Raw genomic sequence first — 22,181 nt, 5'->3', positions numbered from 1 at the left:
AGCTGATGCGGCTAGTTCGGATATCACTCATGTGTTTCGAGATATTCACGGCGGTTATCCCTCTCTTAGTGGAAGAAGTATCTTTTTTCCTGCTTGAAAGAACGTTTTTACATAAAGAGGCTGGGACAAAACTAGCTTCAAAATAGGAAAAAGGAGAATTTGAGCCAACTCAAATTCTCCTTTTTCCATTTCTCTCCATTATTTTTGGTCAGTTGATCTTTGTTGGCCGTGTATTTCCGTAAATTCACGGCCATTAAGGCAATCCCCATTTCATTTTCCACCTTCGATTTGCCTCGGACGGAAAATCGAGTGAAACGCAAATTAGCCTTCAAGAATCCAAAAACTGGTTCTACGTCCATTTTACGTTGACGGAAAATAGAACCTGCTTTTTCTTCTGAAAGCTTCGCTCTTACATATTCTTTTTGTCGTTCCCATTTTTCATTCACCATGACTTTTCGGTGGTTGCCTTCCTTTGCTTTTGTACATGAAGAACGGAATGGACATCCCGAACAGTTTTCACATTCATAGATTTTCAATTCTCGTTTGAAACCGGTCTTATCGGTACGTACAGAACGATATCGGAAGGTTACCCGCTGCTGATTCGGACACGTGTAGGTATCACTTTCTTCGTCGTACGTCCAATTGTCTGGATGAAATAGGTTTTGTTTATATTTCTTCTTTTGTTCTTTCTCATACATGGTATATGGAATAAGTGCCTCACATTTTCGATTCGAAAGGATGTCCTCATAGTTCTGTTCACTACCATAACCAGCATCTGCGACAATATATTTTGGCAATGGAAAATAATGCTTCTCAATCTCATTCAAGAACGGAATCAATGTACGTGTATCGGTAGGATTTGGAAAAATGCCATAAGCCAGTGCGTATTGACCTTCTGTTGCGATTTGTACGTTGTATCCAGCCTTCAATTGACCGTTTTTCATATAGTCGTCTTTCATTCGCATGAACGTCGCATCTAAGTCTGTTTTGGAATAACTATTCCGTTCACCCAAGATTTCGAAGTCTTTTTGATACTTTTGTTTACGTAAAATCAAGTCAATCAACTGTTTGTACACTCGCTTCGGATATTTCCGTTCGCTTCTTAATGCTTTTCGTTCTGTGGCATCGGGCGATGCTTCTATCTTTTGGTCATATTCCGTAATCACTTCATCGACTTGTTGCACCATTTGAGCGAGTTCTTCAACGGACAGTTCTCCCTCATTTTCCCGCTCCATTTCAGGGATGATTTCCTTCTCTAACAGTTCGTTGTAGAGCTGATTGGATTTTTCAATTAAGCTTTGGTTGTATTTTTCAATGGATTTCTTCCATACGAAAGTAAATTTATTGGCATTCGCTTCAATCTTCGTACCATCGATAAAAATGGCTTCTTGATCGATTAACTTTTCTTCCACCAGTTGGCAACGGAATTGGACAAAACATTGACGAATTAATTCTTTTACTTCCGGATGCACACGAAAACGATTGATCGTCCGATAACTTGGTTCATATCCTTGTGCCAACCACATCATTCGTATACTGTCCTTTAATAGCGCTTCAATTTTTCGACCTGAAAAGACAGACTGCGAATAGGCACACAAAATAATTTTTAGCATCATGCGTGGATGATAAGCAGGACAACCTGTATTTCGAAGAAACGGCTGGAAGGCTTCATCTGGAATACTTTCAACTAAATGGTGAATGTGGAAGGCAATATCATTTTCTTGTAATTTTATTTCTAAATCTAGAGGCAAAACTAATTGATTCATGTTATAATATTTGAACATAAGGACCCTTCTTTCTGTTAGGTTTTGTGTGCTAACTTAATTTTAACAGAAGAGGTCCTTATTTTTTATTGAAAAAATGAAAAACAGCCCATGAAATTTCATTCCAAAATTTCATGGGCTGTTTCCATTTTAGAGGGGGTTTTGTCCCAGCCTCTTTTAAAAGCAGTGGATCATATGAATTCTACTGTTTTGAACGCTGAGTTTCGCCGGACTGATTCACTTTTTCTGCTTGCCAATAATAATCGCTGAAGGCATCGGCAAAGGCTTCACATGCTCTAGTGATTTCATCCATTGTATTATCCACTCCTCCCACCTCGATTAAAAATGCTTTGTCCGACAAATCTTGATTGAATTTTCCGTTTGTGTTTTTGCCTTGCTTGACGATAACCCCTCTTGATAACCCAGGATATTTTTTTTCTAATCGTTTATGAAGCTCCGTGGCAAGGGCAGCATTTTTTTCATAATTCGGATGTTCAGCTCCGATAATAAAAGCGATTTTCGCATAGCTCTTTCCATGAATTCGAGTGGTGGTTGCATTTTTCCGCTGAGAATCACGGTGAATATCGATAAAATACTGTAAATCTCGATGACGTTTCATGGCCGAAGCGACAACTTGCCTTGATTCTTGGTAAGCCAATCCGTAGTCCCATCCACGTTTATTGAGTAAATCGACGATATCCGTCTTATCCACATAAGTGCCAATTCCCTTCTCTTCAAGCTTGCTTTTTAAAATTTCTCCCACTTTTGTGACATTTAGTTTTGAATTTTGCGCAGCATCCGGATCATTCACCCCGTTCAAATACGGCAAGTATGATTCATGGGTGTGGGTAAAATAAAGATATACGGTTTGTTTTTCGTTAGTCGACAGAGGAGGATTCTGTTTCTTTTCGGTCTCGAGATCCTTCGTGTTTTTCAAAGGCGCCTCCTTCTCTTTGCTTAATACTTCTTTTGGCGGTTCCGACTCAATCGGAAGGTTCGTATAGTTTGTCCCCTTTCCGGCTACGAGGATATAACCATCATAAATGGAAAATCCGGGGATTTCCCTGCCTAATAAACTTCGCTGATCTTTCATTTTAATATTCGTCGCAAATTGAAATAACACTTCATTCAGCGAAGGAACGCGGATATCTTTTGGTTCCTCTTTTAAAAACAACTTATTCTCCATCGTAAATAGATGATATAGGACCGCTCCCGATATATTTTTTGTCGCCTTATTCACAGAATTGGAGGATAGCCGGTATTCATTTTGAAACGTTGTTAAAATCCCCACCAAAGAAAAAACGGATAAAAGAGCGGCAAAAAAAGTAAAAGCTGCTTTTACGATAGTCGCAATGTCGATAGACAGGATATAGTGGGAGTTTGTTTTTTTCATCGTTCCACCCTTTCGTTTCAGTCTAGTAATATATCTATGACTTTCATAGAAAAGGTAGAACTTCTCTTTCCCGTTTTGGAAAAATCGTGATGCTTTCGATGATTTTCCCCAAAAAAAGCAGCCGGTTTCAGCGAGTGTAGAAACCGGCGTTATGCTGTCCAATAGCACTATGAAGAGCAGCGTTCAGACCATTAGCAATAATATTGGCAGTATCCTGAATAAACACGTCCACTTCTTTTGGCGTCACCATTAAATTGTGGCCAAGTGGAGCCAGAACTTCATGAATGAGCTTTCTTTTTTCTTCTTCACTTAAAGTGCCAATCAGCCCTAAAAACATTTTTCGCGGTTCCTCATCGGGAAGATCTTCCTCTGTTAATTTTTTCTTCTTCCCGAACAGAAAGCCGGCAGGTGCAAGTGCTTTAGAAGGCCGGTCTCCTTCTTTCATTTCTCGTCCGAAATGCTTAAGCATAAAATCAATCGTTTCGCTCGTAATCGACACCGCATCCAAAACAGTCGGCACTCCAATGGCAATAACCGGCACTCCTAAGGTTTGCTTGCTCAATTCTTTCCGTTTATTTCCGACACCTGAACCGGGTTGGATGCCTGTATCCGATATTTGAATAGTAGCGTTAACACGTTCAATAGATCTTGAGGCCAGAGCATCAATCGCAATAATAAAATCAGGTTTTGATTTTTCAACCACTCCGTAAATAATGTCGCTCGTCTCAAGCCCCGTCAGACCCATGACTCCTGGAGCAAGAGCACTCACTTCCCGATACCCTTCTTCTACCGCTTCAGGCTGGAATTGAAATAAGTGCCTTGTCACTAGCACATTCTCACAAACGATTGGCCCTAACGAGTCGGGGGTGACATTCCAATTTCCAAGGCCGACTATTAAACAGCTGGCATCTTTAGAAATATGATTTTTTTTCAAAAACTGCGAGAATTCGTTGGCAAAAACGGCAGTTACTTCTTTTTGCAGTTCCGTGTTTTGCTCCCGAATTCCTTGAGCTTCAATCGTTAAATAATGACCGGCTTTCTTCCCGATTTTTTTCTCGCCTTCCTCCGTAATTTCCACATAGGAAATGTGGATGCCATTTTTGTCCCGCTCTTGAACAATGACTCCCTTAAGTTCTGATTTTTCTTTATCCTTCTCCTCAATCATTTCTTTCGCTTCTATCGCCAAATCCGTTCGAACGGCATATACGCTATAATCGATGTTTTTTTCTTTTTCCACTATGATCAGCCCTTTCCGAAACCACCTGTTTTGATTATTTTTCCCATTAGACAAAGCTTCATTCCTTCGATATTACAAACGAACAGATGTTTTCCGTCATTGGCAAATCGGCTTGGCTTAAAGTTCGCTTTATCAATTCCAGTATTGCAATATCGGCATTCGTTTGATAGAATAACTTTTGTTCTTATTGTTTAAGAAAAGTGAAAGTCGAGTATCTATAAAAATCTCGATCGCTCACAGGAGGTGACAGAGATGCCAAATATTAAGTCTGCAATTAAACGTGTAAAAACAAATGAAGAACACAGAGCGAGAAACGCACAATTTAAATCTTCTATGCGTACAGCGATCAAAAAATTCGAAGCAGCGGCTGTAAACAATGCCGATAATGCTCAAGAACTTCTCCAAAATGCGGTGAAGCTCGTCGACAAAGCAGCGGCTAAAGGCATTATTCATAAAAATACGGCAAGCCGTACTAAATCCCGCTTAATGAAAAAATTATCTGTCAACGCATAAATAAAAAAGGATGTCAAACGGACATCCTTTTTTATTTTGCACTTTTTATCCATGAAGGTGACTTAATTTCCCCCACAGACAAAATTCCAGTTTTTCAAACCCCGACAAAAGATAGTCGATGGTCCATTCTCGACAGAGGAACACTGCTTATTTTTGATTCCTTCCAAAAAATTTTAATAAAAATAGCTCAATGACCATCTTTTTATCCATCGCGCTTGTTTTCATCGCATAGTCGCATTCTGCCAGCAGATGAATGATCCGCGCCAAATCTTCTTCTGTAAATTTCTGTGCCTTTTCAAGAGCCAGCTTTACACGAAAAGGATGCACTCTCAAAATAGCAGCTATTTTTTGCTGTCCATAACCCTTCCTTGCCAGCTCTTTTACTTGGTAAATAAGCCGAAATTGGCTTGCAATGATAGATAATAATTTGATGGGTTCTTCATTTTGTTTTAACAAATCATAATAAATTTCAAACGCTTCTTCGATCTTGCCGTTCACTATTTTATCCACTAAAGAAAAAACATTTTGTTCGAGCGATTTTGCCGTTAACCGTTCCACCATTCCTGCATCGATAACACTTGTTTCTGTGGCATACATGGCAAGTTTGTCAATCTCGCTGGCCAAAATCATTAAATTCATTCCTGCAAGAGTCATCAGTTGTTGGACAGCAGCATCATCCATTTCTTTGTTTTTTGCTTTTGCGCGTTCTTTTATCCAGATCATGGTTTCTTTCTCATTCAGTTTTTTCGCCTCAAACGTTTCAGCCTTTTCCTTTAATCGCTTTGTGATTTTTTTACGTTCATCCAATTTTTCATAAGGCGCGGCAAAAACAACGATGGAATAAGGCGCCGGTTTTTCAATGTAATCCAACAGCTTTTTTAGGTTATGCTCCACTTTTTCTTTCGACTTCTCCGCCTTTAAAAAAACGGGATTATGTAGCACCACTAAACGCCTTTCCCCTAAAAACGGAAGCGTTTCGGCGTCTTCAATCGCCAACTCGACCGGTGTTTCTTCCAAATCGTACGAGGAAAAATTAAAATCCATTTCTTCTTCGTTTAACGCATATTGAAGCAACTTTTGCTTTAATTCACTCATAAAAAACGTTTCTGGTCCATATACTAAGTAAAGCGGAGAAAATTGTCTTTTCTCAATTTTTTCCCATACATTCATCAGCGTCTATACTCTCCAATTGCTTTTTTATTCATCATCCATTGCAGATCTATCATAAAAAAGCAATTCCTTTTTGACAAGGGGAACATCTTTTACCCGTTGATGCACCCCTTGCCAAATCTATATAAACGCTGGCAAAAAAGTCCCGGGAACTTTTGTTGGCCAGCGGTAAACCTCGCTGTTTATATTGTCGCCATACAAGATCAAAATATAGGTGTCAACTCTTGTCATAGAAGGAAATTGTTCGAGGAGCTATAGATTTTTTTGTATAGATCGAATATACTGAAAAAAATAGGAGGGGATAGGATGAACGAATTCGAAAAAGATGTCCAGTCAAAGCGCAATGACGCCGTAGATTCTGGTGTAGGTTTTGGGGTTTCGTTTCTTTTCTTCACCATTATCTTTCTGATAGGAGTAACGATTAAAGCGATTGGGTAAGTGGATGAAAAGTTCGTCATAAAGGGACGAACTTCTTTTTTTGAACTACTATATGCTATGGAAAATGAGTCTGGAACGTTCCTTTTTCCTTGTAAAATTTGTAGGTGATCTGCCCATTAAGATCTGTGCGAAACACATTGATATGTTGCTCCTCCAACAAACGGATCACCTCCGGATGAGGATGTCCGTAACGATTTTTCACTCCGACTGAAATCACTGCGATTTTCGGGTTCACAGCCTCTAGAAATTTTGGGGATGTAGATGTCTTGCTCCCATGATGCCCGACCTTTAATATATCCGCTTTTAAATTCCATTGCTGGACAAGCTCAGCCTCCCCCTCCTTCTCCAAATCTCCTGTAAACAGCCATCTCAATCCGCCTATCTTGGCATACAGCACTAGAGAATCATTATTTCCTTCATAAAATGAATCGTCAGGAGAAAGAAACAAAAAGGCAAAGTTGCCTGTGTTCCATCCTTGCCCCTCTATCCCTTCTGTAACTTTGATTTGTTTTTGGAAAGCAAGCCGAATTATTCTTTTCATGATGGCGTCTTTTTCAGATCCCGGAGTAATGATGATTTCCCGGATATGGACAGAAGGAATGATTTCTGTCGCCGCTCCGACATGGTCATAATCGCCGTGAGTCAAAATCAGTTTATCAATTTCCGTAATTCCTTTGCTTTTCAAATAAGGTACTAAAATATCCCTCCCAACGGAAAATTCCCTGCTTTTTTCTTGCCATTCGTCTCTTTGAAAGGGAAGATGTCCGCCAGTATCGATTAAATAGTTGCCTTTATGAAACGGGAGATGGATGAAAATAGAGTCCCCCTGACCGACATCGATAAAAGTAACTTCTCCATAAGGGCTCATACGCAAGCACATAAGATGGACGACCAATACTGCAGCTAATAAAAGACTTGCCTTTATCATGGAATGATATTTTTCCCACAAAAAAAAGAAGAAGAAAACAGCCCCCATGTACAAAAAAAGAAAGAACTCATTAGGCTTTCCAGTGACAATAGTGGCAAATGGCAGGTTTCCGCAATCTTCAGCAAACTGATTGATTTTGCCGAACAACCATGAAAATGTTTGGACGGGTGGCGGCAATCCTCCAGCAACTTTGAGAAACAAAAAACTGAAAAGAGAAAGCGGCATCATCAAAAAAGAATAAAATGGAACAAAGATTAAATTGGCCGCAAGGGATATAATGGAAATTTCATAGAAATGATAAAGTAGAAGCGGAATACTGGACGCTTGGGAGATCAACGTAATGGCAAATGACTTTCCCAAAGCACTTTTCAATCGGGAAATCAACGGGGAGGAAAGCAAAAGAGAAACGCTCACCATATAGCTCAGCTGTAAACCGATGTGGTACAGCAAAAAAGGATCGTATAAGATGACCAACATAAAACTGGCTCCGATGGCATCTAATGAAGTCCATCCCCTTTTGGTTAGAGAGGCAAGGAGGAGAAAACTCGTCATCAGTACAGATCTTACAACAGGAGGAGATCCTCCGGTCATCACCGCATAAAGAGGCAATAAAAACAGCAGAATCCACGCTGAGGTTTCTCTTGTCACCCCTAGTCGGATCAAAAGATAAAAAAAGGCGCCTGCTATCAATTGGACATGGAGACCGGAAACGGCAAGCAAATGAATAATCCCCAATTTTTGATAAGCTGTCATCAATTCTTCATCTGCTTTGCTTTGATCACCAAATAGAAGGGCTGCCGCTACAGCTTTCATTTCTTGCGGAAATTGATCCATGACTAATTGGATGCCCTGTGCACGCATCTTTTGAAGTCGATCCAAAAACGTCGGTTTTGTGTAGTAGCAATCGTCTAAACGAATGTTGCCGATCGGTTCGATGATCCAATAAATTTGATGATCCGATAAATAGGTTTTATAATCAAAGCTGTTCTCGTTTCTGCTTGTGGATGGCTCCAGTAATTTTCCGGAAAACGAACAAACGAGGGGAGAAACCAATTTTTGCTGGAGAAGCTGTTTTTCTTCTGGAGAATGAAGAGTGTATCGCAATTCGAGCTTTTCTCCATCTTGAGAAATAACACGGGCCTTCAGCTGATCGCCGTTGAAGGTCACATCTTGTTGAAAAGAAACCGTCCAATTCGATTCCGTACCAACATATAAACTATGATGATGACTTGAGCGAATGAAGGTGACCAAATAAAAAAACACAGACACCGCTAACAGGGAAATGACTACTGTTTTAGGAAGCTTGAATAAGAGAAACAAGCAAATCATCAAAAGAAAAAGACGGACGCTGCCTAAAGAACGAGGCAGTGCCCAAATGCTGCCGAAAAGAGAAAAAACGGCGAAATAGAGAATATTTCCTTTCATTCCCCACCCCCAATATATTAGCCAAATAAGTCCGTGACCTGCGCTTTTAACTGTTGCAAAGTTTCAGCATCTTCTCCGGATAATTCCAATTTGTCCATCAATGTTTGTACAAGTTTTTTCTTTTCCTCGTTTTTGCGATCAATGATCGGCCATTCAAAGGGAATGTGTTCGACTTTTACCCCCGCTTTTTCAAATAATTCAAGGCTGAAAGGATGGTTGTGATAGCCATTCGCATAATATACGGAGGAAATTCCCGCTTGAATAATGGATTTTGTACACTGCACGCACGGAAAATGAGTGACGTAAATTTCCGCATTTTTCGTCGGCACTCCAAATTTGGCGCATTGCAAAATAGCATTCATTTCAGCGTGAATCGTCCGGATGCAATGTCCTTCTTCCATATAGCATCCGACATCCACACAATGTTCCCCACCAGCAATGGATCCATTGTATCCACCCGCAATAATTCTTTTTTCCCGAACAATAGTAGCTCCGACCGCCAATCTCGTACATGTACTTCTTAGTGACAATAAATGGCTTTGAGCCATAAAATATTGATGCCAAGTGATTCTTGTGCTCACAGCGATGCTCTCCTTTAAATCGACATATTTTTCTGAAGCGTTGCTTTTCTTTCTAGTTTATAGGCAACGAAAAGTTGACGTCAATAATACCGCCTTATTTCACTGTTACTTTATCTTTTAATTTTTCAAAAGTTTTGTCTCCGATTCCAGAAATGTTTTTTAAATCTTCGACCTTTTGAAAGGCTCCGTTTGTTTCCCTATACTCAATAATAGATTGTGCTCTTGTTTCACCGATGCCGGGTAAATTTTGCAATTCCTCCGCCGTTGCCGTATTAATATTCACAAGCTGCTCTCCTTGGCCATTTCCACTATTAGCGGGATGAGCGGAAGGAATACTTTGAGAAAGCGTTGTCGATTCTTTTTCCCCGACTTTCGGGATGTACACAACCATTTCATCTTGTAGTTTCTGTGCTAAATTTACTTTTGTTTGATCGGCTTCTTTCCGAAAGCCCCCTGCTTTTTGAACGATATCATAAATCCTGTCATTGGTCGTTGCTTCATAAATTCCCGGTCTCATGACTGCTCCTTTTACATCAATCACCACCGATTGTGGTTTTGCCGCTCCCTCTTCTTTCTCCTCTACAGCTTTTTCAGTCATATTCTCTTTTGTTTCTTCCTTTGGCATCACAATAGACGGTTGGTCTGTTTTCTCCTTATGGCCGGTTTGGTAAAAAAATAAGAGAAGAATCCCAATAGAGGCCGCAATCAAGGCGGGGATACGATATCGCTGCAGCAGTTCCATTTTTGTTCCTCTTCACCTCAAGTCATATTATTTTTTTCAACGCATACATTGTAGGAGAAATGTCATTTAAGGAGGGACCTTATTTGAAGACAGGAATCATCGGTACGGGAAATATGGGAACCATTCTAATCGAATCGTTCATCGAATCAAAAGCCCTAGTCCCTTCGGATGTATATATACACAATCGCACTCCTGAGAAATCACTTAAACTTAAATCCCAATACCCTGGATTAAACGTAGCGGCTAATAACCGTGAAGTCATTGAAAAAAGCGACATCATTTTTCTATGTGTCAAACCAAAAGAAATCTATTCGCTTATTGCCGAACACCAGTCGGTTTTTTTAAAAGAAAAATGCGTCGTTTCGATCACTAGCCCCATTACCACGGCCCAATTGGAGTCGCTTCTGCCCTGTTCGTGTATAAGAGCGATCCCCAGCATCACGAACCGGGCTTTGGCAGGTGCTGTATTAGTAACATTTGGAGAAAATTGCCAAGAGGAGTGGAAAAATCAATTTTTACACTTAATTAAGGCCATTTCTCATCCGGTTGAAATAGATGATCGTTGGACAAGGGCCGCTTCGGATATCGTCAGCTGCGGGCCGGCTTTTTTCAGTTATATGACCCGCAAGTTTATTCAAGCTGCGGTGAACGAAACGGGCATCAGTCAAAAAACAGCGGAAAATCTTGCTTCTGAAATGCTAATCGGAATGGGAGAACTATTGAAAAAGAAGATTTATACACTGCAAAGCTTGGAAGAAAAAGTTTGTGTCAAAGGCGGTATAACCGGAGAAGGCATTGCTATTTTGGAGCAAGAAATCGGAGATATGTTTGAGAAGCTGTTTGCCAAAACTCACGCGAAATTTGCAGAAGATATTGCGGAGATCAATCAGCAGTTCGGAGCTTAATATAATGAATTCTTCTTCTACAGATCAATATCCTTCCGCTTTCAAAAATTTTTTTAAAAAAGGGGCGCACTCTTTTTTGAGTGACTGCCCCTTTTCCATATAGTTGGTTGGCCTATTGTTTACGAACTTAGCTTTTTACATACGAAAAAAATTCGTTCTGATTGTTCTAGTGGCGGATCATCCGTAAAATCCGCACTAATTTGAAGCACTTGAAAACCGCATTGTTCCAGCCATTTTTGATATTCCGCAATCGGGAAAGTACGTTGAACATGAAATTCGTCAAAACGCTCATATAAGCCGTTTTCTTGCTGCCGCACGAAAAAAGTTAGTTCGTGTTCGACGCTGTTCTCCTGCTCACCGGGAAAACAATTCCAAATATAGGATGCATCCTCATCATTAAAAGCATACGTATGATGAAGAAAAACATGGTTCATCTTATATAAGGAATGGACGTCAAACATAAAAAGCCCTTCGTCTTCCAAATGTTGATATATTCTTTCAAACGTACGGAGGACATCTTCCTCTTTTAATAAGTAGTTCAGTGAATCGCAGAACATCACTACTCCGTCAAACCGCCCTAACCCTTCTAATTCTCGCATATCTTGCTGAAACAGCGGAACATGAAAGCCGTGCTCGCTTATTTTTTGTTGAGCAACGATCAGCATGGTCTCAGACAAGTCAACGCCTGTTGTTTTCCAGCCTTTTTCTGCAAGCCTTACCGTTAACTCTCCTGTGCCGCATGCCAAGTCCAGTATACGAGCCCCTCCGTTCCCATGTTTTTTCATATGCCTGTCCAAAAATGCAATCCAGGCATCATAAGGAGCATCTTCCATCAAATCGTCGTATATAAGAGCAAAACGTTCGTACGTCATTTTAGAATCTCACTTTGAACGTCAACCGTCGGCGCATCTCCCCACAAACGCTCTAGGTTGTAGTAACTTCGCTCATCGCGGTGGAAAACATGGACAACGACGTCGCCAAGATCAAGAAGAATCCAACGTGCTTCATCGAACCCTTCCATTCTCTTGACAAACAAGCCTTTTTCTTCTACTTTTTCTTTTATTTCTCTGGCAATGGCCTGAACTTGCTTATCTGAGCCGCCATGGCAAATGACAAAATAATCAGCGATAAGGGAAATCCCCTTCATATTTAAAACGACGATATTTTCGGCTTTTTTATCATCCGCTGCCTTAACGGCGGTAAACAAGAGATCATGACTACTCATTTACTTCCCTCCACTTTTTCACTAGGTGATTGTACGTATCAACCGTATCGGGAAAAACAGGTTGGTTTTTTTTCAAAAGAAACACGATGGTATTTTTTAATGCCTGAATAAGGGCTTCATCTAAGTTTCGTTCCGCCATTTCCCGTACTTCATCCACCCCCGGAAACTGTCTGCCCGGTTCGATGTAGTCAGCTAAATAAATGACTTTATCAAGCACCGTCATATCCGGTCTGCCAGACGTATGGTAGCGAATGGCATCCAAAACTTCTTCGTCTTCAATGCCTGCTTCTGTTTTCACTAAGTACGCTCCGACCGGTGCATGCCATAATTCAGCATTAAATTGCAGAAGCTTAGGGTCCATTGCTTGTTCAATGATAATTTGTTTCATTTCTTCTTTAGGCCGGAATTTAGCATAATCGTGAAAAATAGCCGCCAATTCCGCCTTCTTCTCATCCGCTCCGTATTTCGAAGCCAGCTTGATGGCTGTCTCCATGACGCCCAATGTGTGCTGGAAGCGATGTTCCGTCAATTGTTCTTTCACAATCTTTAACGCTTTCTCACGGTTCATACAATCGATTCTCCTTTATATAGGCAATCACACTATCCGGCATTAAATATTTCACTGTTTCGTTTTTGGCTATTTTTTTTCGAATCAACGAAGATGACAGCTGAATTTCAGGAACGTCCACGATTAGAACAGGATAAGGAGTATCCACGCTGTAGTTGGGGCGCTTAACGCCAACAAATTGGACCAACTTGCACAACTCTTCAATGCGATACCATTTAGGCAAATATTCAATCATATCTCCGCCGATGATAAAGTAAAATTCCGTATCAGGCTCTCTTTCTTTCAATAGAACCATCGTATCGTACGTGTACGATTTTCCCATCCTCAAAAGTTCAATTTCTTCAATGGTGAATTTTGGATGATCGGCAATCGCCAACGACACCATGGCCAGTCGATCTTCCACACTTACGCTGTCCATTTTTTGTTTGTGCGGCGGCTCATAATTCGGCATAAATCGAACTTCATCCAGACCAAGTGCACAAAGCACTTCATTCGCAATAATCAAATGACCGATATGGGGAGGATTAAAAGTACCGCCCAGTATGCCTACTCTTTTCTTCATTTTGGCAGAACGATCTGTTTGTTATTAGAGGATTCTTTGTACAAAATAATGGTATTACCGATCAATTGCACGAGTTCTGCGTTTGTCCCCTTCACCAACTGTTCGGCCACTTCCGATTTATCCTCTTCGCAGTTTTGCAAGACGCTCACTTTTAATAGTTCACGCGCCTCCAACGCATCATTGATCTGTTTCACCATATTTTCATTCACGCCGCCTTTTCCCACTTGAAAAATCGGATTCAAATGATGAGCCTGCGATCGCAAAAAACGTTTTTGTTTACCTGTTAACATGATACCCTCCTAGTTGTTCGAGCACAATTTTCTCCATTCTGTTTGCATCAGGAGCCACGCCCGTCCATTTTTCAAAGGCGGACACACCTTGATAGACAAACATTTTGATTCCATTTTGGGTGATAGCCCCCTGTTTTTTGGCTTCCGCCAGAAATTTTGTTTCAAGTGGATTATAAATAATGTCCGATACAAATGTTCCTTTCTTTAACAAAGAAAGCGACAACGGCATTTCATCTGTTTTTGGACTCATCCCGATCGATGTCGTTTGAATGACAATCGAATAGTTTCCCATTCTTTGCTCAGCTTCGGAAATCGAAAGAACGTTTGTTTTTGTTTCAAACGGGCACTGTTCAGCAAGACGAGCCGCTTTTTCCATCGTTCTATTCGCAATATCAATCAATCGTACATGTTCAGATGCCAGTGTATAATAGATGGCTCTCGCCGCTCCCCCGGCACCGATGATTAAAATATGATCAAGATGAAGATCTCTGCCCAGTGTTTCTTTCAATCCTCTGACAAATCCATCGCCATCTGTATTATAACCGATCCAGCGATCGTTTTTGCGAACAACAGTATTCACAGCTCCAATCGCTTCCGCCAGAGGATCAAGCTCATCCAATAGCGGAATAATCGCTGTTTTATGCGGTATTGTTACGTTGAATCCTTCCACACCAATGGCTTTCATGCCTTCCACAGCCTTTTTCAGATCATTTGGCTTGACATGGAAAGGATGATAATAAGCCGGTATTCCCAACCTGCTAAAAGCATCGTTATGCATGGCCGGCGACATCGAATGAGCGATAGGATCGCCGATCACTCCATACAGTTTCATCATTCTCCCCACCATTATATTAAAGATTTTCGAATCAATACACTGACTCCTTTTGGCACGTAAGCCGCTACCACTGCACCCGGTTCATGAACCGTTACCCAACCAAGTCCTGAAAAGACAATGTCCGTTTTGGCATCTGTGATTTTGAATTCGTGGCGGATAAGCGGCGGAAAATCATCCAGCTGTTCTTCCCTTGGAGGAACGAGCATTTCACCGACATGCTTTTCATATAACGAGTCGGCTTTTTCCAATTTTGTACGATGAATTTGCAGTTCGTTCGGCATGTAGCAAACAAGCGAGCGACGACCGCCCTTCAGATAATCAAGACGGGACAAACCCCCGAAAAACAACGTTTGTTTTTCATTCAGCTGATATACTTTCGGTTTAATTTCTTTTTTGGGCATGATGATTTTCAAATCACGTTTATCTACGAAATGCGCCATTTGATGGTGGTTTATAATCCCCGGCGTGTCAATTAAAGCACTTCCGTCCTCCAAGGGAATTTCGATCTTATCGAGTGTGGTCCCGGGAAAATGGGATGTGGTGATCAGTTCGCCCGACTCACCGCTTTCTTTCAAAATACGGTTGATAAAAGTGGATTTTCCTACGTTGGTGCATCCCACCACGTACACATCTTTTCCCGCGCGGTAGTGTTCGATCATTTCCATTGCTTCCCTTATAAAATGTCCTTTAGAGGCGCTCACCAAAATGACATCAATAGGTCTGAGCCCCAGTTTCTCCGCTTCTTTTTTCATCCAGTTTATTAATCGTTCCCGTTTCAACGATTTCGGAAGCAAATCCTCTTTATTTCCGATCAGCAAAACAGGATTATTTCCGACAAAACGAGGCAGACCAGGCAGCCAACTTCCATTGAAATCAAAGATGTCCACAATTTTTACAATGAGACTCTTAGTCTCGCCAAGCGTATGTAAAATTTTCAAAAAATCATCATCCGTCAACGAAACATCTTGAATTTCATTATAATGTTTCAAGCGAAAGCATCGTTGGCATACCACTTGTTCTTTTTGCAATGCAGAAGGTGGCGTATAGCCTACTTTTTCCGGATCTTCTGTCTGTATTTTCACTCCGCATCCTGTACAATAAATTTCTTGTTCGCTCACCTTTCATCCTCCCATTGTATTAACCCTTTCTTTTTACACACATTCATAATTCTTCTTTCAATCGTTCTATTGATTCTCGTCCAAAATCCGTCTGTTTGAGCAACCGGCACGACTAAAATGGTATAAAATCCGCCGCGGTTTCCGCCTAAAATGTCTGTCAGAAGCTGGTCTCCAATCACAACGGTTTCCTCTTTGCTTATATTCATCCTTTTCAGCGCTTTGCGAAAAGCCTTGCCCATCGGCTTTCTTGCTTTATGAATAAAAGGTATATTCAACGGTTCAGCGAATGCTTTTACACGATCTTCATTATTATTCGAAACGATGGTCACTTGAATACCGTGTTTTTTCATTCTATTAAACCACTCTTCAAGCTCAGGAGTCGCGCTCGGTCGATTCCATTCTACCAACGTATTGTCCAGATCGGTAATAATCCCCTTTATACCTCTTTTTTTCAAGGCAGCTGGATCAATATCGAAAATGCTTTTGACTTGTTCATTCGGCAAAAATGCTTTAATCAATTAAGTGCACCTCAATTATGATGTAGATGTCGATATTATCATACATAAATTTCTTCATAGTTTCAAAATAAATTCGTATCTATTATCTGTGCCAACTCGGTCGAAGCTGTCCCAAAAGGCAGTAAAATGACCTGGGGACCCCTTTTTTATCGAGGATTGTTGATGATCGCAAAATTCACTTGCTTTCTGCGGGCGATCCGCGAGCTTTCCCGCAGGAGTCTCGCCCACTTCGCAATCATCACTGTAAAATTTAACTTAGACAATGCAAAAATCGTCTTTTTCATTATCATGTAAGCGCCAAGCCGACACTCCGCCTGCTTCCAAAAAAGAAGGTCCGAAGATAGAGTTTTAAAATGCCAACCGACCATTGAAACTTGATTCTTTATAAGGAAGATCGAATTTTGCCGAACGGCTTGCTTTTTCCATTTCATACATGATTGAAGATGAAAAGAGACTTTGATTTTCAATAAAATATGACCGTTTCGTCGGAAAAACTTTTCGACAAATTCCCTGCATCCCCCATTGTGGATAACTTTATTCACATTTTCCTTCCAGTAAAATAACCCATTATTTCTTTTATGAACAGGTTAACCACAGCTTATCCACTTATCGATGTGGACAATAGAACGCTTGTTCTATTTAGAAAAATCTGCTAAAGTAAAGATACAACTTGAATAACCTACCATGATATGCAGAACGGTTCACAAGTAGAACGTTTCATTGGAGGTGAAAGATGAATGCAACTTTTATCAGATGAGCTTTTAATTGAAACCTATTATAAGGCAATTGAACTCAAGTTAAGTCCTGATTTTATTCGCCTCATTGAAACGGAAATGGATCGTCGAGCTTTGAATCGTAACGTAAAGGGTTCCTCTTAATCCAATTCTTTTTTTCTGCCCGTGCCAAAACACCGGGCTTTTTTTTCTGTGAAAATAATTTCCTAGGTTTCCTCGTATATTACGGGCGGAAGCAGGCAAACCTAAACAAAGACCGAAAAAAGTCAATAAGAAAGCAGAGCTACCTGTGGTAGGTAACTTTGTATAAATCTTTTTGACTTTGGTTATACTAGTTAATTTGCTTTTCTTTAAAAGCCTCCTTGTTGATAAGCATGGAGTAAATGATCCGAAGCATTCGATGCGATGTGGCAACGAGTGCTTTTTTCTTTCCTCTTCGTGCTGCCAATGACCAATATTTTGCTGCTAACCATCTGTTTCGGCATCTTGACACTGCCCAAGCCGCCTCGCACATGGCGGATTTGATAGGTGGATTCCCTTTTACCGTCCTTGTACTATACCGTTTTCCTGCACTTTCTTTGTTCCCTGGACACACTCCCGCCCATGATGCTAAATGTTGTGATGTTGGAAACTGACTCATATCTACACCCATTTCGGCGATAATGACGGCTGCTGTGTCTTTCTTAATGCCGGGTATCGTTAGAAGTAATTGAAGTTCTTCCTGATATTTCTGTAATAAAACATCAATTCTTTGTTCAATTTCGGTGATGAGGGATTCCAAATATTCAATGTGCTGCCAGGACTGACGAATCAGAAAAAGCTGATGCTCGTTTATTGTTCCAAATAAGGAATCCGCAATCTGCTGCTTTTTCGAAGCCATTTTCCCATGAATTCTTTCTTCAACATCCTTTACATCTACATATCCTTTTTCGATGAGGCGATTGAGCAGCTTTCTTCCTGAAACCCCAAACACATCTGAAATGACCGTACTTAATTTAACATTTGAGGCTTCCAATACTTTCTGAATCCTGTTCTTCTCAGAAGTTACGTGGCCAATCCATTTCTTTCTCAGCCTTGTTAAATCACGCAGCTCCCGAATATCTACCGGAGGGACAAAACTCTTTTCAATTAATCCATGGCGCAATAATTTTGCAATCCATTCAGCGTCAGAAACATCCGTCTTCCTTCCAGGTACGTTTTTAATCCTCTGGGCGTTCGCCAGGGTTATATCGAAGAAGTCCTCTAAGATATTGAACACGGGTTTCCAGTAGACTCCCGTACTTTCCATCGCAATGTGGGTCACATCATGGTCTTCGAGCCATTTTAACAACAGGAATAAATCTTTGGTCAAAGTCGGAAAGGTTTCTGTTTCCTTAATTAGTTCATCATCCTTTGAACCAATCAGAACACAAGCCACTATGGTTTCTGAATGAACATCCAATCCTGCACATCTTTCAATAAATACTTCCATCCAATCACTCCATAAAGATAGGATCACAAACAGTGAGTGAATTTGAAAATAAGCATTTTTCTGTACGTAGTCATCCTTCCATTTGGAAAGAGCTAACAAAGGGTTGAACACCAAATTCACTCAAACAGTTTTGTGTTCAGGGTCGAACCACCAAAAAAAGCCACGTATTATGAACTGTTTGTGTCTTTACCAATATGGACGGGAAGGAACTATTTTCATGCACGGGTTGGGAGAGAGACGATCATGAATGTTTTGTTTCTAAAACTCTAAGTGTATTTTATTGAAAACAATCAAAAATGGCCATTTATGAGCTGAATCATGAATAACACCTTGCCGAAAGGGATGATGAATAAAATAAGTAGAAAAAGAAGAAAGAAGGTCTCAAAAGATGAAGGTGATTCAAATTTGCCAAACGTGCAACGGAAAAGGAACCATTCCGAAATTCTATATTTTCAAAGTACATTGTCCAGATTGTGGAGGAAAAGGAAGAATGCCGTGTACCAGTCATGAACAGCGCAAACAGCATCTGCCGCCGCTCTCATGATTTCTTCTTCCTTAAAGGTGCTATTTCTCCCTCTCGTCTTAACATAATGGCTATCGCTTTCATTGAACGCGTAAGTCTCAAAAAAAAATGTCTGTGACCAATCAAGTGCACTTTCGCTAACGTTTTCCGAAAATATTTTATCCGATTGTTTAGACTTCGACGATTTTTCCGGCGCTAGAAACGAATGCACCGTCCCGGATGGATGAACATCCAATCTGCTGAGGAATTTCATTAAATCGGATGGAGAAAAAACAGGACGTGCAATGATGTTCCCCCATGTGCATATGAATAGAGAATAGGCACACCTTTTGAGGGGGGATGTTATGTTTGGAGTATTTTCAGCCTTTTCGTATTTTTTTAAAGAACTTCTCTTTCTCGTCTCCTATGTAAAAAACAACGCGTTTCCCCAGCCTCTGTCCCCAAATGAAGAAAAAATCTATTTAAAACGGATGGCAGAAGGCGACGAAGAAGCACGAAATTTATTAATCGAGCACAATTTGCGCCTTGTCGCCCACATTGTCAAGAAGTTCGAAAATACAGGGGAAGACCCGGAAGATTTGATTTCTATCGGGACCATAGGGCTCATTAAAGCAATTGAAAGTTATTCAGAAGGAAAAGGAACAAAGCTGGCCACATATGCAGCCCGCTGTATAGAAAATGAGATTTTAATGCATTTAAGAGCATTAAAAAAGACGAAAAAAGATGTTTCTCTTCACGATCCAATCGGGCAAGATAAAGAAGGAAACGAAATATCGCTCATTGACATTTTAAAATCCGAATCTGAAGATGTGATTGATACAATTCAATTAAACATGGAACTGGAAAAAGTAATGAAATATTTACGGATACTTGATGAAAGAGAAAAAGAAGTGATCATCGGCAGGTTTGGATTGAATATGCAGGAAGAAAAAACACAACGGGAAATTGCCAAAGAACTCGGCATTTCACGCAGCTATGTTTCTCGAATTGAAAAGCGCGCACTTATGAAAATGTTTCATGAGTTTTATCGAGAAGAAAAAGAAAAGAAAAAGATGGAGCCTGACTAAGATAAAAAGGAAGAGCCAGGACACCTTAAAGGTATCTCGGCTCTTCCTTTTTAAGCACTATTCGGCTCCAACCTCGAGCGCAATCACGATACCGATAGTCGTCGCAAGAAGCAATCCAAGAATCATTAATGCCATCGAACCACCCCTTCTTACATCTTACACTAAGAGTGCCACAAATATCATATCATTTTTTGTAAAAAGATGGATGGTATTACATATATTGAAAACAGCGAAAATACCTGCACAATATCCGTTCTCTTCAATTTCTTCAGTCATCTTCTTCGTACTCAGTCAATTGAACATGATATTTTTGAGCTTTATAGAAAAAAAGAGCAGACCCTATGATCAAAACCACTGTGCCTGCCATCAGCATATTGGTTTGGATCTCTGTTTTCCCTTCAACCGGCAAAACCACACCTAAATAAAGAAAAACACTTAGCGCCGTCAAAGTACATCCAAACCTTTTGAAATCTACTATTTTCTCTTTTATTTTTTTGCATTGATTTTCCACTCGACCTATACCCCCATACTAAAGTTTGAACGTACAACCGTTAATCTTGATTGTCCCCAGTTGTCTTCACTTCCATAAAAAACATGAACCAAAAACAGCTTTAAGGCACATTCGAGAAATAGCGGCGCAGCCGGATTCGTGTCTTTGAAGGCCGTTCTAAAAGATGGGTTCAAACCCTTTCTTCTACTTTAGCACAGAGGAAGTGATCATGAATTAGTAACTTAAATACAGGTCTGGAAAATCATCTTAAATATAATGATAGTAGCCATCTATTTTAAAGATTCTACCATTTTAACCACTAGTTCAGCGGAATTTCGAGCCGCTTTTTCTAAATACTGATCAAAACTGATATTCGACTCCTTGCCGACAATATCGGAAAGAGAACGAATGATGACAAAAGGTGTACCAAATTGATAGCATACTTGTGCAATAGCTGCAGCTTCCATTTCAACTGCCTGCAAATCATTCCATTTATGACGGATCGATTCGACGCGATCCGGATCGCTCATAAAAGAATCTCCCGTCGTGATCAGCCCTTTGACAACTTGAACCCCAGTCAATGTTTCTGCAGATCGAGCTGCCGTTTCAATTAAACGTTTATCCGCCAAATACGCGGCAGGCATCTGCGGCACCTGTCCATATTCATATCCAAATACGGTGGCATCAACATCATGATGGCGTACTTCTGTTGAGATCACAATATCTCCTACTTGCAATTCAGGGTTCAATCCTCCTGCAGAACCGGTATTAATCACCACATCCGGCTGATAGTGATAAAGCAACACAGCTGTTGACATAGCGGCGTTCACTTTTCCGATGCCCGATTTAAGCAAGACGACATCTGCCCCTTTTAGCCTGCCGGATGTATATTCGCTGTTCGCTATTGTGTCAGTACTGCTAGATTCGATTTGATTGCGTAAAATCGCCACTTCTTCTTCCATGGCGCCAATGATTGCGATTTTCACCCTTTTTCCTCCTATTCCAACTTGGGTTAGCCTTTATCGTTATGCATCAATTTTTCCACCTGAACAGGCTTCCATCCTTTCCCGTCTACCCATTCTATATATACCCGATACGCATCATCTTTACGGCCTTTCGGAGAAACCGTTCCAATGGCCTTATCGGGTCCTTGGCCGCTTATAAACCATACAGTCATGCTGTCTTCGGGAATGCCGGTAGCATAAGAAAGCGCCTTCACCTTTTCTTTCCAGTCGACGGAATTCGTATCAAAAGAAGACACATGTTCTCCGCTTTGCTGAGTGGCGACCGGCTCCCAGTTGGGATCCTTGATCGTCTCCTCGACATTGGGACCGCCGCCTTGTTCAACAATCACTTTTTCTTTTTTCTCTTCCTTTTTCTTCTCTTTTTTCTCCTTCTTCGTATGCTTTTCCTGTTTAGATTCCTGCTTGTCCTTATTATTCACGCTCGCTGTTTCATGCTGGGAAGTTTTCGGCTCATCGCTTGTTTTTTTCGATGTTTCATCATCATTTCCGCCGGAAAAAATAGAAAAAGCTACTAGAATAATTAAAATAATAACCACAACAATCGCCGTATTTAAAATGCGATTCGTTTTCTTTCGTTTCAATCGCTTCTCTGAACGAGACGGATATTGATCATTCATGGAAAAACCTTCTCCTCTCTTAGGGGATTATTCATCATTCTAT

Annotated in this window: 25 protein-coding genes; 5 read left to right on the top strand and 20 right to left on the bottom strand. The window is 40.6% G+C overall.

All coding sequences use genetic code 11. From position 1 onward, the window contains the following. Nucleotides 1-137: 137 nt before the first annotated feature. The 3 genes from N1I87_RS05715 to gpr all read right to left on the bottom strand — a co-directional run bounded on the left by N1I87_RS05715 (nt 138) and on the right by gpr (nt 4,393). On the bottom strand, nt 138-1,784 hold the full coding sequence (locus N1I87_RS05715; protein WP_340397600.1) for an IS1182 family transposase: 1,647 nt from the start codon (nt 1,782-1,784) through the stop codon (nt 138-140). A gap of 181 nt (nt 1,785-1,965) precedes the next feature. Beyond that, on the bottom strand, nt 1,966-3,156 hold the full coding sequence (spoIIP, locus tag N1I87_RS05710; RefSeq protein ID WP_003355421.1) for a stage II sporulation protein P: 1,191 nt from the start codon (nt 3,154-3,156) through the stop codon (nt 1,966-1,968). Nucleotides 3,157-3,283: 127 nt separating this feature from the next. Continuing rightward, entirely contained in the window at nt 3,284-4,393 is a 1,110-nt protein-coding gene (gene gpr / locus N1I87_RS05705) for a GPR endopeptidase (protein WP_341103288.1), read from the bottom strand. A gap of 252 nt (nt 4,394-4,645) precedes the next feature. Between gpr and rpsT the strand changes: the two genes are divergently transcribed. After that, the gene (gene rpsT, locus N1I87_RS05700) at nt 4,646-4,906 is read left to right on the top strand and encodes a 30S ribosomal protein S20 (protein WP_003355423.1); all 261 of its coding nucleotides are present in this window, start codon (nt 4,646-4,648) and stop codon (nt 4,904-4,906) included. A gap of 147 nt (nt 4,907-5,053) precedes the next feature. Here the strand turns inward: rpsT and holA are convergent, their stop codons facing one another. Beyond that, nucleotides 5,054-6,076, bottom strand: a complete 1,023-nt coding sequence (holA, locus tag N1I87_RS05695) for a DNA polymerase III subunit delta (protein WP_003355424.1) — start codon at nt 6,074-6,076, stop codon at nt 5,054-5,056. A 306-nt stretch (nt 6,077-6,382) separates the two neighbouring features. On the opposite strand from holA, the gene N1I87_RS05690 reads away from it, so the two are divergent. Then, nucleotides 6,383-6,514, top strand: coding sequence for a YqzM family protein (locus N1I87_RS05690; protein ID WP_003355426.1), 132 nt, complete (start codon nt 6,383-6,385; stop codon nt 6,512-6,514). Between the two features lie 55 nt (nt 6,515-6,569). Here the strand turns inward: N1I87_RS05690 and N1I87_RS05685 are convergent, their stop codons facing one another. The 3 genes from N1I87_RS05685 to N1I87_RS05675 all read right to left on the bottom strand — a co-directional run bounded on the left by N1I87_RS05685 (nt 6,570) and on the right by N1I87_RS05675 (nt 10,190). After that, nucleotides 6,570-8,867, bottom strand: a complete 2,298-nt coding sequence (locus N1I87_RS05685; protein ID WP_341100958.1) for a DNA internalization-related competence protein ComEC/Rec2 — start codon at nt 8,865-8,867, stop codon at nt 6,570-6,572. A gap of 17 nt (nt 8,868-8,884) precedes the next feature. Then, nucleotides 8,885-9,415 (bottom strand): ComE operon protein 2, encoded by a 531-nt coding sequence (locus tag N1I87_RS05680; RefSeq protein ID WP_040341964.1) that lies wholly within the window; start codon nt 9,413-9,415, stop codon nt 8,885-8,887. A gap of 127 nt (nt 9,416-9,542) precedes the next feature. Next, nucleotides 9,543-10,190 carry a helix-hairpin-helix domain-containing protein gene (locus N1I87_RS05675; RefSeq protein WP_341100957.1) on the bottom strand — a complete coding sequence of 216 codons (648 nt, stop codon included), beginning with the start codon at nt 10,188-10,190 and terminating at the stop codon, nt 9,543-9,545. A gap of 83 nt (nt 10,191-10,273) precedes the next feature. Between N1I87_RS05675 and comER the strand changes: the two genes are divergently transcribed. Continuing rightward, nucleotides 10,274-11,095, top strand: coding sequence for a late competence protein ComER (gene comER / locus N1I87_RS05670; protein ID WP_003355430.1), 822 nt, complete (start codon nt 10,274-10,276; stop codon nt 11,093-11,095). A 119-nt stretch (nt 11,096-11,214) separates the two neighbouring features. On the opposite strand, the gene N1I87_RS05665 is transcribed toward comER, so the two are convergent. From N1I87_RS05665 to N1I87_RS05625, 9 genes are all read right to left on the bottom strand, one after another. Next, on the bottom strand, nt 11,215-11,967 hold the full coding sequence (locus N1I87_RS05665; protein WP_327823966.1) for a class I SAM-dependent DNA methyltransferase: 753 nt from the start codon (nt 11,965-11,967) through the stop codon (nt 11,215-11,217). Further along, nucleotides 11,964-12,320 (bottom strand): ribosome silencing factor, encoded by a 357-nt coding sequence (gene rsfS / locus N1I87_RS05660; RefSeq protein ID WP_003355432.1) that lies wholly within the window; start codon nt 12,318-12,320, stop codon nt 11,964-11,966. Before rsfS ends, N1I87_RS05665 begins: the two co-directional genes overlap by 4 nt. Further along, nucleotides 12,313-12,888 (bottom strand): bis(5'-nucleosyl)-tetraphosphatase (symmetrical) YqeK, encoded by a 576-nt coding sequence (yqeK, locus tag N1I87_RS05655; RefSeq protein WP_341100956.1) that lies wholly within the window; start codon nt 12,886-12,888, stop codon nt 12,313-12,315. Before yqeK ends, rsfS begins: the two co-directional genes overlap by 8 nt. Beyond that, on the bottom strand, nt 12,878-13,450 hold the full coding sequence (locus N1I87_RS05650; protein WP_341100954.1) for a nicotinate-nucleotide adenylyltransferase: 573 nt from the start codon (nt 13,448-13,450) through the stop codon (nt 12,878-12,880). Before N1I87_RS05650 ends, yqeK begins: the two co-directional genes overlap by 11 nt. After that, a complete protein-coding gene (gene yhbY, locus N1I87_RS05645; RefSeq protein ID WP_003355436.1) occupies nt 13,447-13,740 on the bottom strand; it encodes a ribosome assembly RNA-binding protein YhbY in 294 nt (97 codons plus the stop codon). Before yhbY ends, N1I87_RS05650 begins: the two co-directional genes overlap by 4 nt. Further along, nucleotides 13,727-14,575 (bottom strand): shikimate dehydrogenase, encoded by an 849-nt coding sequence (aroE, locus tag N1I87_RS05640; protein ID WP_341100953.1) that lies wholly within the window; start codon nt 14,573-14,575, stop codon nt 13,727-13,729. The genes yhbY and aroE overlap by 14 nt, the downstream gene beginning before the upstream one ends. Nucleotides 14,576-14,586: 11 nt before the next feature. Beyond that, nucleotides 14,587-15,693 (bottom strand): ribosome biogenesis GTPase YqeH, encoded by a 1,107-nt coding sequence (gene yqeH / locus N1I87_RS05635; RefSeq protein ID WP_003355438.1) that lies wholly within the window; start codon nt 15,691-15,693, stop codon nt 14,587-14,589. Then, entirely contained in the window at nt 15,690-16,211 is a 522-nt protein-coding gene (locus tag N1I87_RS05630) for a YqeG family HAD IIIA-type phosphatase (RefSeq protein ID WP_270583167.1), read from the bottom strand. The genes yqeH and N1I87_RS05630 overlap by 4 nt, the downstream gene beginning before the upstream one ends. A gap of 146 nt (nt 16,212-16,357) precedes the next feature. Further along, the gene (locus N1I87_RS05625) at nt 16,358-16,753 is read right to left on the bottom strand and encodes a hypothetical protein (RefSeq protein ID WP_341100950.1); all 396 of its coding nucleotides are present in this window, start codon (nt 16,751-16,753) and stop codon (nt 16,358-16,360) included. Nucleotides 16,754-16,948: 195 nt separating this feature from the next. Here N1I87_RS05625 and N1I87_RS05620 point away from each other — a divergent pair, with 195 nt between their 5' ends. Further along, the gene (locus N1I87_RS05620; protein ID WP_341100947.1) at nt 16,949-17,089 is read left to right on the top strand and encodes a sporulation histidine kinase inhibitor Sda; all 141 of its coding nucleotides are present in this window, start codon (nt 16,949-16,951) and stop codon (nt 17,087-17,089) included. Between the two features lie 187 nt (nt 17,090-17,276). Here N1I87_RS05620 and N1I87_RS05615 read toward each other — a convergent pair whose 3' ends face one another. Then, nucleotides 17,277-18,416: an IS110 family transposase gene (locus N1I87_RS05615; protein ID WP_341100946.1), complete on the bottom strand. Its 1,140-nt coding sequence runs from the start codon at nt 18,414-18,416 to the stop codon at nt 17,277-17,279. Between the two features lie 867 nt (nt 18,417-19,283). Here N1I87_RS05615 and sigK point away from each other — a divergent pair. Beyond that, the gene (gene sigK, locus N1I87_RS05610; RefSeq protein WP_340395895.1) at nt 19,284-20,006 is read left to right on the top strand and encodes an RNA polymerase sporulation sigma factor SigK; all 723 of its coding nucleotides are present in this window, start codon (nt 19,284-19,286) and stop codon (nt 20,004-20,006) included. Nucleotides 20,007-20,274: 268 nt separating this feature from the next. Here the strand turns inward: sigK and N1I87_RS05605 are convergent, their stop codons facing one another. The 3 genes from N1I87_RS05605 to N1I87_RS05595 all read right to left on the bottom strand — a co-directional run bounded on the left by N1I87_RS05605 (nt 20,275) and on the right by N1I87_RS05595 (nt 22,138). Further along, nucleotides 20,275-20,517, bottom strand: a complete 243-nt coding sequence (locus tag N1I87_RS05605; protein WP_048623727.1) for a YrhC family protein — start codon at nt 20,515-20,517, stop codon at nt 20,275-20,277. 269 nt (nt 20,518-20,786) lie between these two features. Then, nucleotides 20,787-21,482 (bottom strand): 5'-methylthioadenosine/S-adenosylhomocysteine nucleosidase, encoded by a 696-nt coding sequence (gene mtnN, locus N1I87_RS05600; protein WP_341100944.1) that lies wholly within the window; start codon nt 21,480-21,482, stop codon nt 20,787-20,789. A gap of 26 nt (nt 21,483-21,508) precedes the next feature. Continuing rightward, nucleotides 21,509-22,138, bottom strand: a complete 630-nt coding sequence (locus tag N1I87_RS05595) for a YrrS family protein (protein WP_003355446.1) — start codon at nt 22,136-22,138, stop codon at nt 21,509-21,511. Between the last annotated feature and the right edge of the window lie 43 nt (nt 22,139-22,181).

Origin of the sequence: Bacillus sp. FSL W8-0102, assembly GCF_038007225.1 — a bacterium.
Classification (GTDB): domain Bacteria; phylum Bacillota; class Bacilli; order Bacillales; family DSM-4216; genus Bacillus_O; species Bacillus_O smithii.
This window is presented reverse-complemented; position numbering and strand designations above follow the sequence as displayed.

Excerpts from the sequence above, each read along its gene's own strand:
- N1I87_RS05650 (WP_341100954.1), bottom strand. The coding sequence starts at position 13,450 with ATGAAGAAAAGAGTAGGCATACTGGGCGGTACTTTTAATCCTCCCCAT.
- N1I87_RS05615 (WP_341100946.1), bottom strand. The coding sequence starts at position 18,416 with ATGGAAGTATTTATTGAAAGATGTGCAGGATTGGATGTTCATTCAGAA.
- rsfS (WP_003355432.1), bottom strand. The coding sequence starts at position 12,320 with ATGAGTAGTCATGATCTCTTGTTTACCGCCGTTAAGGCAGCGGATGAT.
- sigK (WP_340395895.1), top strand. The coding sequence starts at position 19,284 with ATGTTTGGAGTATTTTCAGCCTTTTCGTATTTTTTTAAAGAACTTCTC.
- aroE (WP_341100953.1), bottom strand. The coding sequence starts at position 14,575 with ATGATGAAACTGTATGGAGTGATCGGCGATCCTATCGCTCATTCGATG.
- holA (WP_003355424.1), bottom strand. The coding sequence starts at position 6,076 with ATGAATGTATGGGAAAAAATTGAGAAAAGACAATTTTCTCCGCTTTAC.
- N1I87_RS05620 (WP_341100947.1), top strand. The coding sequence starts at position 16,949 with ATGCAACTTTTATCAGATGAGCTTTTAATTGAAACCTATTATAAGGCA.
- N1I87_RS05680 (WP_040341964.1), bottom strand. The coding sequence starts at position 9,415 with ATGGCTCAAAGCCATTTATTGTCACTAAGAAGTACATGTACGAGATTG.
- N1I87_RS05690 (WP_003355426.1), top strand. The coding sequence starts at position 6,383 with ATGAACGAATTCGAAAAAGATGTCCAGTCAAAGCGCAATGACGCCGTA.
- N1I87_RS05595 (WP_003355446.1), bottom strand. The coding sequence starts at position 22,138 with ATGAATGATCAATATCCGTCTCGTTCAGAGAAGCGATTGAAACGAAAG.
- yhbY (WP_003355436.1), bottom strand. The coding sequence starts at position 13,740 with ATGTTAACAGGTAAACAAAAACGTTTTTTGCGATCGCAGGCTCATCAT.
- rpsT (WP_003355423.1), top strand. The coding sequence starts at position 4,646 with ATGCCAAATATTAAGTCTGCAATTAAACGTGTAAAAACAAATGAAGAA.
- N1I87_RS05715 (WP_340397600.1), bottom strand. The coding sequence starts at position 1,784 with ATGTTCAAATATTATAACATGAATCAATTAGTTTTGCCTCTAGATTTA.
- N1I87_RS05685 (WP_341100958.1), bottom strand. The coding sequence starts at position 8,867 with ATGAAAGGAAATATTCTCTATTTCGCCGTTTTTTCTCTTTTCGGCAGC.
- spoIIP (WP_003355421.1), bottom strand. The coding sequence starts at position 3,156 with ATGAAAAAAACAAACTCCCACTATATCCTGTCTATCGACATTGCGACT.
- N1I87_RS05675 (WP_341100957.1), bottom strand. The coding sequence starts at position 10,190 with ATGGAACTGCTGCAGCGATATCGTATCCCCGCCTTGATTGCGGCCTCT.
- yqeK (WP_341100956.1), bottom strand. The coding sequence starts at position 12,888 with ATGAACCGTGAGAAAGCGTTAAAGATTGTGAAAGAACAATTGACGGAA.
- N1I87_RS05665 (WP_327823966.1), bottom strand. The coding sequence starts at position 11,967 with ATGACGTACGAACGTTTTGCTCTTATATACGACGATTTGATGGAAGAT.